The 13,019-nt window shown below is 38.8% G+C and carries 13 protein-coding genes; 7 read left to right on the plus strand and 6 right to left on the minus strand.

The window, feature by feature from the left end; translation table 11 throughout:
• Window positions 1-4 precede the first annotated feature (4 nt).
• Genes sdhA through sdhC form a run of 3 tightly spaced genes read right to left on the minus strand, consistent with a single transcriptional unit; the run spans window position 5 to window position 2,619 of the window.
• Entirely contained in the window at window positions 5-1,840 is a 1,836-nt protein-coding gene (gene sdhA / locus ABLB96_RS17130) for a succinate dehydrogenase flavoprotein subunit (RefSeq protein WP_204085423.1), read from the minus strand.
• Between the two features lie 12 nt (window positions 1,841-1,852).
• On the minus strand, window positions 1,853-2,218 hold the full coding sequence (gene sdhD / locus ABLB96_RS17135) for a succinate dehydrogenase, hydrophobic membrane anchor protein (RefSeq protein ID WP_000833672.1): 366 nt from the start codon (window positions 2,216-2,218) through the stop codon (window positions 1,853-1,855).
• A complete protein-coding gene (gene sdhC / locus ABLB96_RS17140; RefSeq protein WP_003655453.1) occupies window positions 2,218-2,619 on the minus strand; it encodes a succinate dehydrogenase, cytochrome b556 subunit in 402 nt (133 codons plus the stop codon). The genes sdhD and sdhC overlap by 1 nt, the downstream gene beginning before the upstream one ends.
• A 953-nt stretch (window positions 2,620-3,572) precedes the next feature.
• On the opposite strand from sdhC, the gene gltA reads away from it, so the two are divergent.
• A complete protein-coding gene (gene gltA / locus ABLB96_RS17145) occupies window positions 3,573-4,847 on the plus strand; it encodes a citrate synthase (protein ID WP_004705890.1) in 1,275 nt (424 codons plus the stop codon).
• A gap of 70 nt (window positions 4,848-4,917) precedes the next feature.
• Here the strand turns inward: gltA and ABLB96_RS17150 are convergent, their stop codons facing one another.
• On the minus strand, window positions 4,918-5,403 hold the full coding sequence (locus tag ABLB96_RS17150; RefSeq protein ID WP_348898224.1) for a DUF1289 domain-containing protein: 486 nt from the start codon (window positions 5,401-5,403) through the stop codon (window positions 4,918-4,920).
• A gap of 111 nt (window positions 5,404-5,514) precedes the next feature.
• On the opposite strand from ABLB96_RS17150, the gene ABLB96_RS17155 reads away from it, so the two are divergent.
• Window positions 5,515-6,447 carry a rhodanese-related sulfurtransferase gene (locus tag ABLB96_RS17155; protein WP_348898226.1) on the plus strand — a complete coding sequence of 311 codons (933 nt, stop codon included), beginning with the start codon at window positions 5,515-5,517 and terminating at the stop codon, window positions 6,445-6,447.
• Between the two features lie 308 nt (window positions 6,448-6,755).
• Here ABLB96_RS17155 and ABLB96_RS17160 read toward each other — a convergent pair whose 3' ends face one another.
• Together ABLB96_RS17160 and ABLB96_RS17165 are read right to left on the minus strand one after the other, a co-directional pair.
• The gene (locus ABLB96_RS17160; protein ID WP_348898227.1) at window positions 6,756-7,280 is read right to left on the minus strand and encodes a YecA family protein; all 525 of its coding nucleotides are present in this window, start codon (window positions 7,278-7,280) and stop codon (window positions 6,756-6,758) included.
• Window positions 7,281-7,353: 73 nt separating this feature from the next.
• Window positions 7,354-7,560 (minus strand): PA3496 family putative envelope integrity protein, encoded by a 207-nt coding sequence (locus tag ABLB96_RS17165; protein ID WP_000099358.1) that lies wholly within the window; start codon window positions 7,558-7,560, stop codon window positions 7,354-7,356.
• 358 nt (window positions 7,561-7,918) lie between these two features.
• On the opposite strand from ABLB96_RS17165, the gene rpoD reads away from it, so the two are divergent.
• The 5 genes from rpoD (at window position 7,919) to ABLB96_RS17190 (ending at window position 12,845) form a co-directional block, all read left to right on the plus strand.
• Window positions 7,919-9,805 (plus strand): RNA polymerase sigma factor RpoD, encoded by a 1,887-nt coding sequence (gene rpoD, locus ABLB96_RS17170; RefSeq protein ID WP_348898228.1) that lies wholly within the window; start codon window positions 7,919-7,921, stop codon window positions 9,803-9,805.
• Between the two features lie 97 nt (window positions 9,806-9,902).
• The gene (locus ABLB96_RS17175; RefSeq protein ID WP_016143210.1) at window positions 9,903-10,190 is read left to right on the plus strand and encodes a YbeD family protein; all 288 of its coding nucleotides are present in this window, start codon (window positions 9,903-9,905) and stop codon (window positions 10,188-10,190) included.
• A 201-nt stretch (window positions 10,191-10,391) separates the two neighbouring features.
• Window positions 10,392-11,045 (plus strand): lipoyl(octanoyl) transferase LipB, encoded by a 654-nt coding sequence (gene lipB / locus ABLB96_RS17180; protein WP_348898229.1) that lies wholly within the window; start codon window positions 10,392-10,394, stop codon window positions 11,043-11,045.
• 80 nt (window positions 11,046-11,125) lie between these two features.
• A complete protein-coding gene (locus tag ABLB96_RS17185; RefSeq protein ID WP_263032308.1) occupies window positions 11,126-11,659 on the plus strand; it encodes a hypothetical protein in 534 nt (177 codons plus the stop codon).
• Between the two features lies 1 nt (window position 11,660).
• Window positions 11,661-12,845: an iron-containing alcohol dehydrogenase gene (locus tag ABLB96_RS17190; protein WP_348898230.1), complete on the plus strand. Its 1,185-nt coding sequence runs from the start codon at window positions 11,661-11,663 to the stop codon at window positions 12,843-12,845.
• Window positions 12,846-13,019: the final 174 nt, after the last annotated feature.

Genomic DNA, 13,019 nt, shown 5'->3' on the forward strand with positions numbered 1-13,019 from the left:
CCGATTAGAATGTACGTGGTGCTGGCGGAATTGCATCAACAGTCAACGGTTTGAAGCGCACTGGCTTATATTCCAAACGGTTGTCTGATGAATACCATAAAGTATGCTTCATCCACTCATCATCACGGCGACCGTATGAATAAGTTGGGTGATCAGCTGGTAATTCATAATCAACTACCGTATGCGCACCACGACACTCTTTACGCGCAGCAGCTGAAATTAATGTAGCTTTTGCAACTTCATATAAGTTTTCAACTTCAAGCGCTTCAACACGTGCAGTGTTAAATACTTTAGATTTATCTTTCAAGTGAATGTTACGTACACGTGGCTCAAGAGCAAGAATCTCTTTTACACCTTTATCAAGCAAAGCTTGAGTACGGAATACACCCGCGTGATCTTGAACGATATCACGAATTGCATCAGCAACTTCTTGTGCATTTTCACCAGAAGTTGATTCATCCAACTTACGTACGCGATCTAATGTTTGCTCTAATACGTTTGTTGGAAGCGGTGCATATTCATCACCATGGTGCTTAGTTACGTAATCGATAATGTGCTCACCAGCAGCCTTACCAAATACAACCAAGTCAAGAAGTGAGTTAGTACCTAAACGGTTTGCACCATGTACTGATACACAAGAACATTCGCCAATTGCATAGAAACCTTTTACAGGTTTAGTGTAGTTGTCTGTACCAACTTCTGGTAAACACACTTGACCATGCATATTCGTAGGAATACCACCCATTTGGTAATGGATTGTTGGTACTACTGGAATTGGTTCTTTAGTAATGTCAACGTTCGCGAATTTTTTACCAATCTCAAATACAGATGGTAAACGCTTCATGATTGTGTCAGCACCTAAGTGAGTCATATCAAGCAAGATATAATCACCTTTTGGACCACAACCACGACCTTCTTTAATTTCTTGGTCCATAGAGCGTGATACGAAGTCACGTGGAGCCAAGTCTTTTAAAGTCGGTGCATAACGCTCCATGAACGGTTCGCCGTCTTTGTTACGAAGGATCGCACCTTCACCACGACAACCTTCAGTTAACAATACGCCTGCGCCCGCAACACCTGTAGGGTGGAACTGCCAGAATTCCATATCTTGTAATGGAATACCAGCACGAGCAGCCATACCAAGACCGTCACCAGTATTGATATACGCGTTTGTTGATGCACGGTAAACACGACCAGCACCACCAGTTGCAAACAATGTTGCCTTGGCTTGGAATACTGCAATGTTGCCAGTTTCTTGGTCAATTGCAGTTACACCTAACACATCACCTGCTTCATTACGGATCAAGTCAAGCGCGATCCATTCAACGAAGAATTGAGTACCCATTTTCACGTTGCTTTGATAAAGCGTGTGTAATAATGCGTGACCAGTACGGTCAGCAGCAGCACAAGCACGTGGAACTGGTTTATCACCATAGTTCGCAGAGTGACCACCAAACGGACGTTGGTAAATTGTACCATCGGCGTTACGGTCAAATGGCATACCCATGTGTTCTAGTTCATATACAACTTTTGGTGCTTCACGACACATAAACTCAATTGCGTCTTGGTCACCTAACCAGTCAGAACCTTTTACTGTGTCGTAAAAATGGAAATGCCAGTTATCTTCTTGCATATTACCTAACGACGCACCGATACCACCTTGAGCAGCTACAGTGTGCGAACGTGTCGGGAAAACTTTAGTAAGTACCGCAACTTTCAAACCCGCTTGAGCGAGTTGGTAAGATGCACGCATACCAGAACCACCACCACCAACGATAACAGCATCGAAAGTGAGGTTTTGAATATTTGAATAATCTTCTTTAGGGGTTATCGCGCCCATGATATCTTCCTATCAATTCGCCCAGAAAATCTGGATACCCCAGATTGCGTACACAAACACTGCAATAATGACAGCCGTCGTCAGTACAAGGCGTAAACCTTTCGCTGAAGGACCCATTTGACGAGTAGTGACATAGTCAGTGAAAACCTGCCACATACCAATCCATGCGTGTGCGATAAGCGACAAAATTGCCAATAAAGAAAAAATCTTCATTGGTAATGTCATCATGAAGCCAGCCCATTGTTGATAGTCAAATCCGCCTTTGCAGAGAATCCAACCAAAAAGAACAACAGTATAAGCTGCCAAGACTACAGCACTTACACGCTGGATAAACCAATCACGAGAACCTGAACCTGTTAAACCTGTAGCACTTTTCATTAGAACATAATCCATACAAAGGCTGCGATAATGGCTACCACAGATAAGATCAATGAAATTGTCGCTGCAATACGACCACTTTGCAGTTCTTCAGCAAAACCTAAATCTGCAAGTAAGTGCTTTACTCCAGCAATAAAGTGGAATAATAAGCCGGCTACAAATACCCAAACGATAAAACGTACAAGGATATTTCCAAACACGACATTTTTAACGTAGTCAAATCCTTCTGGTGAAGATAATGATTTATCTAAAATCCATAATAGAACTGGTACTAATAAGAAAACGATGACACCTGATAAACGGTGTAAAATTGATGCAATAGCCACGGGTGAGCGTAAATTTACCGCTAACACCTGACCCATGGACAAATTGACAGGTCTGTTGCTTTTCACAGCGGGCATCCTGTAGGTAGAAACTCCGACCGGAGTTTGTTGAATTAATTCCAAGGAAAGCTGGCATTGTTAGGCAAGCACAGCTCATGCCTAACCTATAAACGACACTGAATTATAAAACGCGAAATATCAAAATACAAACAATCCACTTTGCCTTTTCTGCAAAAACTCATCAAATAAGAATCATTCACATAGCCAAACAGTAGTCTTCCCTATCCAAAAGTTAAGATCAAACACAACATGTATTTGTTTAACATCATCTTTTATAAAAAATATCTTTTCTACTGTTTTATTTAAAATAAGTGAACTTTAGACTAAAGATAAAGTTAATAAATCATCACTCTATGGCTAAAATATAGATAAAATCCACCCTTAGCCCCTAATTTGATTCACATTTATGAATATAACAGAGACTATCCTCATTTACTTTAAAATTAATAAAGCACTACTTGACTGTTAACAATGAGCAGTATTTTTACAAAAAATGAGTTTTAGTTTTTCAAACATGATCAACAAGCTATTTTTTATACAATCGAACTTAAAAAAAGCACAATTTTTAGAATTATCAAATAGCGATAATCAAGCATTTTTTTAATCACAATTTTAAATTAGAGACTGAGTTTTATAATTTTTTTAAGTGGATTGGCATTTTATAACTACTTTTGATTCTTAATTTTTATTTAAAAATTTGCTTACAATTGTACTGACCCTTCATTTTTTTTCTGCACGTTCTTATTGAATTGACTTATGATACCATCCCGATGCAGTGATTTTACTGACTTTTTTGCTCGGGTCTTGATGACTAACTCTCTGTGGGATCGTCATTTTTTATCCATAAGTATAATTGACAAAATTTCAGTACTCACTAATCTTATAGCAAATTTTGACACCGTCTGATTCGCACATGAGAAAATTAGGATTTCGAGTCAGATAATCATTCACCAGGACAGGAGATCTATTGAATGTCTGAAGCAAATGGCAAAAAAGCCGTATTACATCTTGATGGCAAAGAAATTGGATTACCAATCTACAGTGGCACTTTAGGTCCAGATGTAATTGATGTGAGCAGCATACTGAAAGAAGGTCATTTTACTTTCGATCCTGGTTTTATGGCGACAGCCGCATGCGAATCTAAAATTACTTTCATTGATGGTGACAAAGGTATTTTATTACACCGCGGTTACCCAATTGACCAGTTAGCAACTCAAGCAGACTATCTTGAAACTTGTTATTTATTATTAAATGGCGAGCTCCCAACTGCTGAACAAAAAGTTGAGTTTGATACGAAAGTTCGTGCTCACACTATGGTTCACGATCAAGTTAGCCGTTTCTTCAATGGTTTCCGTCGTGATGCTCACCCTATGGCAATCATGGTTGGTGTTGTTGGTGCATTATCTGCGTTCTATCACAACAATCTCGATATTGAAGATATTAACCACCGTGAAATTACTGCAATTCGCTTAATTGCAAAAATTCCAACACTTGCTGCTTGGAGTTACAAATACACAGTAGGTCAGCCATTCATCTATCCACGTAACGATTTAAGCTACGCGGAAAACTTCTTGCACATGATGTTTGCAACTCCTGCTGACCGCGACTACAAAGTAAACCCAGTTCTTGCTCGCGCAATGGATCGTATTTTCACGCTTCATGCTGACCACGAACAAAATGCGTCTACTTCTACAGTTCGTCTTGCTGGTTCTACTGGTGCGAACCCATATGCATGTATCTCTGCTGGTATCTCTGCTCTTTGGGGACCTGCACACGGTGGCGCGAACGAAGCAGTTCTTAAAATGCTTGATGAAATTGGTAGCGTTGAAAACGTTGCTGAGTTCATGGAAAAAGTTAAACGCAAAGAAGTTAAACTTATGGGCTTCGGTCACCGCGTTTACAAAAACTTTGACCCACGTGCTAAAGTCATGAAACAAACTTGTGACGAAGTTCTTGAAGCTTTAGGTATCAACGATCCTCAATTAGCACTTGCTATGGAACTTGAGCGCATCGCATTGAACGACCCGTACTTTGTTGAGCGTAAACTTTACCCTAACGTAGACTTCTACTCTGGTATCATCCTTAAAGCGATTGGTATCCCAACAGAAATGTTTACTGTAATCTTCGCTCTTGCACGTACAGTTGGCTGGATCAGCCATTGGTTAGAAATGCACAGCGGTCCTTACAAAATTGGTCGTCCACGTCAACTTTACACTGGTGAAGTTCAACGTGACATCAAGCGTTAATATTCGAAAGAAAATTAATGTAAAAAAGCTGCCTCATGGCAGCTTTTTTTATAAAGAAGTTCTATAAAAACTATTCTTCTTCAAATATCTTTAAAAGATGATGGCTGATTCCATCAGCTCGGAGCCACGCCAATTCATAGCTCGCTTTAGCCAAAGCTAAAACACGTCTTTCAAATTCAGTCCATATTTCTTTAACTTGCGCTTCTGAAATTCCCAAACCACTTTCAGATGCGAGATGTTTATTTTTTTCACATATTTTTAAGGCATGATAAAGCCTACGACCTTTACTCGCCCCTTCCATTAACCGAACACGCTTACTTAATATAAAACCTTCTACATGCTGTAAATTTGCTTGAGGTAACATAGGTACCAAAATTTGGTCTAATTGATCATCTAAGCGCTTCCAGACAGCCAAACGCTGCTCTGCCGTATAGGTATTCCACTGAATCACCTCGTGGTTAAAACGACGACAACCACGACAAACCTGATCACCAAAAACTGTTGAACAACGCCCTGCACATGGGGTGAGAGAGAGCGTTCGATGATCATTACTCAAAACAGACTCCTTAAATAAACCATATACTTTTTATGGTTTTCTCGCTTATTACAAATTTTCGCGCTAAAATATGCGCCTTATATTTCTATACTAATACATTTGGAGTTTTCCATGAACGCTACTGTAGAACAGCTTGCACCTGTAGAACAGCAAGCGACCGCAGGTTGGGTTGTTGCAGCACTATATCAATTTAAAGAAGTTCAAGATCCTGCCGATCTTCAACAACGTCTTTTAGACTTAGTGAAAACAATTAACCTGTGTGGAACTCTGATTGTAGCAGGTGAAGGAATTAATGGTACCGTTGCTGGGGACCGTGAAGGAATTGATGCACTTCATCAATTTTTGCTAAACGAAGGTTTTAACGCTATGGAATATAAAGAATCTCATAGCTCTGATAAACCTTTCCGTAAAATGAAAATTAAACTTAAAAAAGAAATCGTTACTTTAGGGGTAGAAGTAAAACCTCGTGATTTAGTAGGTCACTACCTTGACCCTAAAGAGTGGAATGATTTAATTGCACGTGATGATGTTATCCTGATCGACACACGCAATGACTATGAATATAAAGCGGGTACATTCAAAGGCGCAATTGATCCTAAAACGGAAACATTCCGCGAGTTTCCTGAATACGTTAAGAAAGAGCTAGAACAGCATAAAGATAAAAAAATTGCGATGTTCTGTACAGGCGGTATTCGCTGTGAAAAATCAACATCCCTCCTTCTTCAAGAAGGCTTTCAAGAAGTTTATCACCTCAAAGGCGGTATTCTTAAATATCTAGAAGAAACCCCAGCTGATGAAAGTCTATGGGAAGGTGAATGTTTCGTATTTGATGGACGTACCGCGGTAACACATGGTGTTGAAGAAGGCGCAAACATTAAATGTCATGCTTGTGGCTGGCCTTTAACTCCTGAAGAGTCTGCACTTCCAAGCTATGAACATGGTGTTTCTTGCGTGTACTGTATCGACAAAACAACTGAGAAACAAAAAGCTGGTTTCCGTATGCGTCAGTCACAAATTGCTGCTGCAAAACGCAAACGTTTATAATTTTTAATATAAAGGCATTTAGTTTTCTAAATGCCTTTATATATTTATACTAAACAATAAAAATAGCTTTGACTTCCCCACCTTTTACACAATGCATTCCTTTCAAAATTCGTTTTGATAAATTCAACTAAACAATTTTTATAATGCCGAAATATGTTGCATCCACCACCTCTAATTAAGGTTATAGACTCGCAATATGAATATAGAAAATGTCTTAAATGATAATTTCAATTATTTAATTCAATTAAAAAATACAGGTCATAAAAAACGCCCTAGAAAGGACGTTATTTATTATTTCTTCTAATAAATTAATTTGGAGTATGGTACATCAAATATAATTCATTCAAATTATCTGGAATTTCTTCTGCCAGTTCATCCATTAACTGTCCATTGCGACGGAAAGATTCCATCTGTGGATCTTCTTCATCAATTCCACTAAAAACCATGATCGGTAAAGTTAAATCAACCAATTGTTCTTCATACTCAGGGGTAAACCACGCCTCTTCGTTTAAGAACACTGCATCAACGAACCCTACGCTCCAATCACCTAGGCTTGATTCAACGTCTGCTTCTTCAACCTCAAATGGGAATTCAATTCCATTTTCATTTGCTAAATCTTGACGAATCGACTCTAACCAAACCTTGATTTGCTGAATGATCGCTGCTGGAACCTTTTTCTGGTTGCCATCAAATAATTCATCTAACCAACGGTCAAATTGAGGACCTACTGCAATTGCACACAAAAATCCATGAGTTGCAGCAAAGTCTAGACCATACTCATTGTGGTCTCCATCTAGATATTCACTTAACTGGTCTAAATCCAATGCACTCATTGTGTTACCTGACTTTAAAAAGAAATTGACGATAGCATAGCACTTAAGCTGATGATGCCCTATTTAGTTTTGATTAGTCTTCATCATCAAGATCATCATCATCCAAATCGTAATCGAAATCTTTCAACTCACGCTCTAAACGGCGCTGTGCCAATAGATCATCAATTAATCTACGTTTTTCCAACGATTCTTTTGCACTGATTTTGCCTGATGACTCATCAAAACCGACATCATCATCATCGCCGTAGTTATCATCTAGTTCAAAATCTGTAGAAGACACTAAAACTACCTCATAATGAAAAAATGTGAATGGGTCTAGCCGCTATTTATCTTTCTTACTTTTCCTTGTCAAGTTTTATTTATATTTTTTTCATTTAATTGCTCATTTGTACTTTTTTTCGCCCAAAAAATTGTGTATTTATAAAACACCACCGTCTTTTGATAATCGAAGATTTCTACAAATTTTTCTATGAAATAAACTTGAAAAAAATGATTTTAGCCCAATATTCAAAAAATAGTCGTGAATTCAAAGATATTTTTTATTTAACAGTCACCGATCAAAGCCCAAACATTTCAAGCAAATTGTGCTATCATGCACGGTTTTTCACTGCCACAGATTCAACAAAGAGTAAGCAAAGATGAGCGATATGCATTCCCCTACTTCTCAAGTAGCGGCTCTGATTAGCCGAGGCAAAGAACAAGGTTACTTAACTTACGCTGAGGTTAACGATCATCTGCCGGACTCGATTACTGAAAGCGAACAGATTGAAGACATTATTCAAATGCTTCAAGACGTTGGTATTCCTGTACACGAGCGTGCACCTGAATCTGACGATACTATGTTCGGCGAATCAGCGGATGCAACTGACGAAGTTGCGGAAGAAGAAGCTGCTGCCGTACTTGCATCTGTTGAAAATGAGCCTGGACGTACGACAGACCCTGTACGTATGTACATGCGTGAAATGGGTACAGTAGAACTATTAACCCGTGAAGGTGAAATCAGCATTGCCAAACGTATTGAAGAAGGCATTCGTGATGTCCTTAATTCAATCGCTTACTGGCCAAATGCCGTTGAAGTTGTATTAAAAGAATATAATGATTTTTTAACTGGCGAACGTCGTCTTGCCGATATTTTATCTGGTTATCTCGATCCGGAAACAGATGAAGAGATTCCTGAGGTTTTAGAAGACGTTGCAGAGCTTGAAGAAGAGGAAGCATCATCTTCAACATCAACTAAAGAAGTTAAGCTTGATGATGACGATGAAGAAGAAGAATCTGAAGGCGATGACGATTCTGAAGGCGATTCAGGTCCAGACCCAGAAGTTGCAAAAGTTCGTTTTACCGAATTAGAAGCAGCATGGGCACAAACAAAAACTGTGATCGAAAAGCATGGTCGTAATAGCCCTGAAGCAAATGAAGCGCTTGAGTCTTTAGCAACCGTATTTATGATGTTTAAATTTACTCCTCGTTTATTTGACATCATTTCAGAAATGATTCGCGGAACGCATGAACAGATTCGTGCCAATGAACGTGAAATTATGCGTTATGCAGTACGTCGTGGCCGTATGGATCGTACTCAATTCCGTACATCTTTCCCGAAACAAGAATCTAATCCAGCTTGGTTAGATGAACAAATTGCTAAAGCGCCTGCAGAAATTAAGGCTCATTTAGAAAAAGTTCGCCCAGATGTTCTAGCATTCCAGCAAAAGATTGCAGATATTGAGAAAGAACTTAATTTAAGTGTTGCTGAAATTAAAGATATTTCTAAACGTATGGCAATTGGTGAAGCCAAAGCTCGTCGTGCGAAAAAAGAAATGGTAGAAGCCAACCTTCGTTTGGTAATTTCGATTGCGAAAAAATATACCAACCGTGGTTTACAGTTCCTTGACTTGATTCAAGAAGGGAACATTGGTTTGATGAAAGCTGTAGACAAGTTTGAATATCGTCGTGGTTATAAATTCTCGACTTACGCGACTTGGTGGATTCGTCAGGCGATTACCCGTTCTATTGCCGATCAGGCACGTACAATTCGTATTCCTGTACACATGATTGAAACGATTAACAAGATTAACCGTGTATCGCGTCAATTATTACAGGAAATGGGCCGTGAACCTACACCAGAAGAGTTAGGCGAACGTTTAGAAATGGACGAGGTTAAAGTTCGTAAGGTTCTTAAAATTGCTAAAGAACCAATCTCAATGGAAACTCCAATTGGTGATGATGAAGATTCACATCTTGGGGACTTCATTGAAGACCAGAACATCACTTCTCCAATTGATGCTGCGACTTCAGAAGGCTTAAAAGAAGCGACTCGTGAAGTTTTAGAAAACTTAACTGAACGTGAAGCTAAAGTATTAAAAATGCGTTTTGGTATTGATATGCCAACCGATCATACTTTAGAAGAAGTGGGTAAACAGTTTGATGTAACACGTGAACGTATTCGTCAAATCGAGGCGAAAGCATTGCGTAAATTACGCCACCCTTCTCGTTCTGAACACTTACGTTCTTTCTTAGAAAATGACTAAGTTTTGAAAACTTGAAATTTCAAAACCAAGCCCCATTTAATAGATAGAGCTATAAACGCCTGCGATAATGCAGGCGTTTCAAATCATGAGGTAACTTATGTTAGACCGCACTCCATCTCGCGAACTACAAGAACATCTTTGGGTATTTCCGATGGATTATCCAATTAAACTTATTGGCGATGCGGGTGAAGAATTACGTGTTGCTGTAGTCGATATTTTGGTGAAACATTTCCCGGACTTCGACGACTCAACATTAAAAGTTCAAGAATCTCGCACCGGCAAGTATCATTCTTTAACAGCACAATTGCGCTTTGAAGAATTAGAGCAAGTTCATGCACTTTATGCTGACTTGGCTGCTTGTCCGCAGATTAGAACTGCGCTTTAATTTTAAGTTCTTCAATCAATACCACAGTTAGGTACACTCACTGTGGTATTTTTTTGAAATCTAAAGTTAAACTCTCATGAAAAACAATACAAATATTTAGAATTACCTTTATAAAATCCTTTAAAATTACAACGTTTTCGGCTTTTATCTTGTAGATACTAACTGGGCACAGCTTAAACCAACATATAGGAATATATTCTAATGAGCCTTGATAAACCCAACTTGATCATTCGACAATGGAACGAGTTACAAGATTATCAAAGCAAGTTTGAATTGATGAAAAGCTTAACCAATCAACGTGATGAAACTACGCCTGATGAACTCTGGTTACTCCAACATCATGATGTATTAACTCAAGGTCAGGCAGGAAAGCCCGAACATATTCTAATTCCATCAAATATTCCTGTTGTACAAACCGATCGCGGTGGGCAAGTAACATGGCACGGACCAGGCCAACTGGTTGCTTACTTTATGTTTGACCTTAATCGCCTGAAATGGAATGTACGTACGTTGGTCAGTTTTGCTGAACAATTTATGATAGATGTATTAAAGAAATACAATATAGAAGCATATGCAAAACCTGATGCGCCAGGAGTATATGTAAATGACAGAAAAATTGGTTCCTTAGGTTTTAAAATTCGTCGTGGACGCAGTTACCATGGTCTGGCTTTAAACCTAGACTGTGCATTAACAGGTTTTCAAACCATTAACCCCTGTGGTTATGCAGGTTTGGAAATGGTTCGAATACAAGATTTAGTGACTCCATGTCCATCATTTGATCAACTTTGTCAGGACTTTATTGAGTATATTAAGACCTCTGGTCACTTTAATGACCCTAAAGTCAAGTTTGAATAAATGACTTTAAGATGGAATAAAAATAGATTAGAGTAAATACTCTAAAATTGCTTTTGCATAATTTTAAGAAGGGATAGCAAGTGATTTCGACAAAAGCTGTAAAGCCCACTCTGCAACTTGCCTACGTTAAGCTTATGATGGATGTCATCGGACGTGGCTTAGTCATGGCAAGTCAAGTAGACAGTGAAATACAAGAGGAAATCTCCAAATTTCCAGTTCACTTTGTAATTTCAATGAATGTTTTCCCAAATGGACCAGCATTTTTTGCACGAGTGACAGAAGATAAACAATTAGAGTTGCTTAAAAGACCTGAAAGAAAGCCTGACTTAACCATTACTTTCAAGCATGTCACCCATGCTTTTTTGGTTTTCTCTTTTCAGGAAAGTACAGCTCAAGCATATGCGCATGATCGTATGATTGCAGATGGAGATGTGTCAGCAGGGATTCGCTTTGTTCGTTGCTTGAATAGAATGGAATCTCTTATTTTACCCAAATTGGTGGCATCACTCGCAGTTAAAGAATACCCAACCGAACTCACCCTAAAAGAAAAATTTAACGAAGCTGCCAATATTTATTTAAAAGTAGCTAAGTCTTACTTCAAGCGGAGCGCATAACATGGCCAAACCATATTACGAATTTTTTTGTCCTGTAAAAGTCATTGCTGGTAATACTGCGTTAGAACATATTCCGTTTGAACTTGCGACTTTAGGTGCAAAGCGCCCTCTTATCATTACCGATAAAGGTGTCCGTGCAAATGGCCTGCTCAACCCGATTGAAGCTGCATTTAGTACAACTGATGCCGTCATTGGTCATATTTTTGATGATGTTCCACCAGACTCAAGCCTTGAAGTAGTCCGACTTGCAGCAGAAGCTTATCGCATTAACAAATGTGATGCGATTATTGCTGTAGGCGGTGGCTCTGTTATTGATACCTCTAAAGCAACCAATATTTTAGTCTCAGAAGGTGGAGATGACCTTCTTCAATATTCTGGTGCACATAACTTACCTAAACCATTGAAACCATTTTTCGTAATTCCAACAACTTCTGGTACTGGTTCAGAAGTGACGATGGTTGCAGTTGTTTCTGATACTCAACGAAACGTGAAATTAGCTTTCACTTCTGCTTATCTAATGCCGCATGCTGCAATTTTAGATCCACGCATGACGCTTACTCTACCTGCCCATTTGACTGCAATGACAGGTATGGATGCTTTAACGCATTGTGTAGAGGCTTATACATGCTTAGGTGCAAATCCAATAAGTGACGCATATGCAAGTGCCGGAATTAAAAAGATCAGTGAAAATCTATTCCATGTCTTGGATAATCCAAGTGACTCACAAGGTCGCTTGGAATTAGCACAAGCCTCGACTATGGCGGGTATTGCATTTTCTAATTCAATGGTAGGGCTTGTACACTCTTTAGGACATGCTTTAGGTGCAGTTGCTCACCTACCCCACGGTTTATGCATGAACTTATTCTTACCTTATGTACTTGAATATAATAAGCAAGTGAATGGTCAGAAAATTGGTGAATTACTATTGCCACTTGCAGGTGCAGATATTTATGCACAAACACCTGCTCCTCAACGTGCAGATAGAGCCATCGCAACTATTTTAGCAATGCGTGACCGATTATTTAGCTTAACTAAGTTACCACGCACATTACGTGAAACGGGTAAAGTCACAGAAGCACAGCTCGATGAAATTGCAGAAAAAGCACTCAATGATGGCTCAATTATTTACAATCCTAAAGAAGCGAATTTAAAAGATCTACGCGAGATCTTACAAAAAGCATGGTAATCTAAGTTTTAGATTTCCAAAGTAAAACTTAAGGGTCTGATTTTTATAACAAATCAGACCTTTTTTATATCTATGAACTTTAATTCATCATTTTCTTTGGAAATATGGCAAAAAATTTGCTAAAAAAACCACGAAAGTACTGACAATTTGCATCAATTTAGGATAGATTGGCGC

Origin of the sequence: Acinetobacter sp. XH1741 (genome assembly GCF_041021895.1) — a bacterium.
Lineage (GTDB): Bacteria > Pseudomonadota > Gammaproteobacteria > Pseudomonadales > Moraxellaceae > Acinetobacter.

What these genes read in the sequence shown, in the direction of transcription:
- rpoD (WP_348898228.1), top strand. Translation starts at nt 7,919, where the DNA reads ATGAGCGATATGCATTCCCCTACTTCTCAAGTAGCGGCTCTGATTAGC.
- sdhD (WP_000833672.1), bottom strand. Translation starts at nt 2,218, where the DNA reads ATGAAAAGTGCTACAGGTTTAACAGGTTCAGGTTCTCGTGATTGGTTT.
- lipB (WP_348898229.1), top strand. Translation starts at nt 10,392, where the DNA reads ATGAGCCTTGATAAACCCAACTTGATCATTCGACAATGGAACGAGTTA.
- ABLB96_RS17175 (WP_016143210.1), top strand. Translation starts at nt 9,903, where the DNA reads ATGTTAGACCGCACTCCATCTCGCGAACTACAAGAACATCTTTGGGTA.
- ABLB96_RS17155 (WP_348898226.1), top strand. Translation starts at nt 5,515, where the DNA reads ATGAACGCTACTGTAGAACAGCTTGCACCTGTAGAACAGCAAGCGACC.
- sdhC (WP_003655453.1), bottom strand. Translation starts at nt 2,619, where the DNA reads ATGCCCGCTGTGAAAAGCAACAGACCTGTCAATTTGTCCATGGGTCAG.
- ABLB96_RS17190 (WP_348898230.1), top strand. Translation starts at nt 11,661, where the DNA reads ATGGCCAAACCATATTACGAATTTTTTTGTCCTGTAAAAGTCATTGCT.
- gltA (WP_004705890.1), top strand. Translation starts at nt 3,573, where the DNA reads ATGTCTGAAGCAAATGGCAAAAAAGCCGTATTACATCTTGATGGCAAA.
- sdhA (WP_204085423.1), bottom strand. Translation starts at nt 1,840, where the DNA reads ATGGGCGCGATAACCCCTAAAGAAGATTATTCAAATATTCAAAACCTC.
- ABLB96_RS17160 (WP_348898227.1), bottom strand. Translation starts at nt 7,280, where the DNA reads ATGAGTGCATTGGATTTAGACCAGTTAAGTGAATATCTAGATGGAGAC.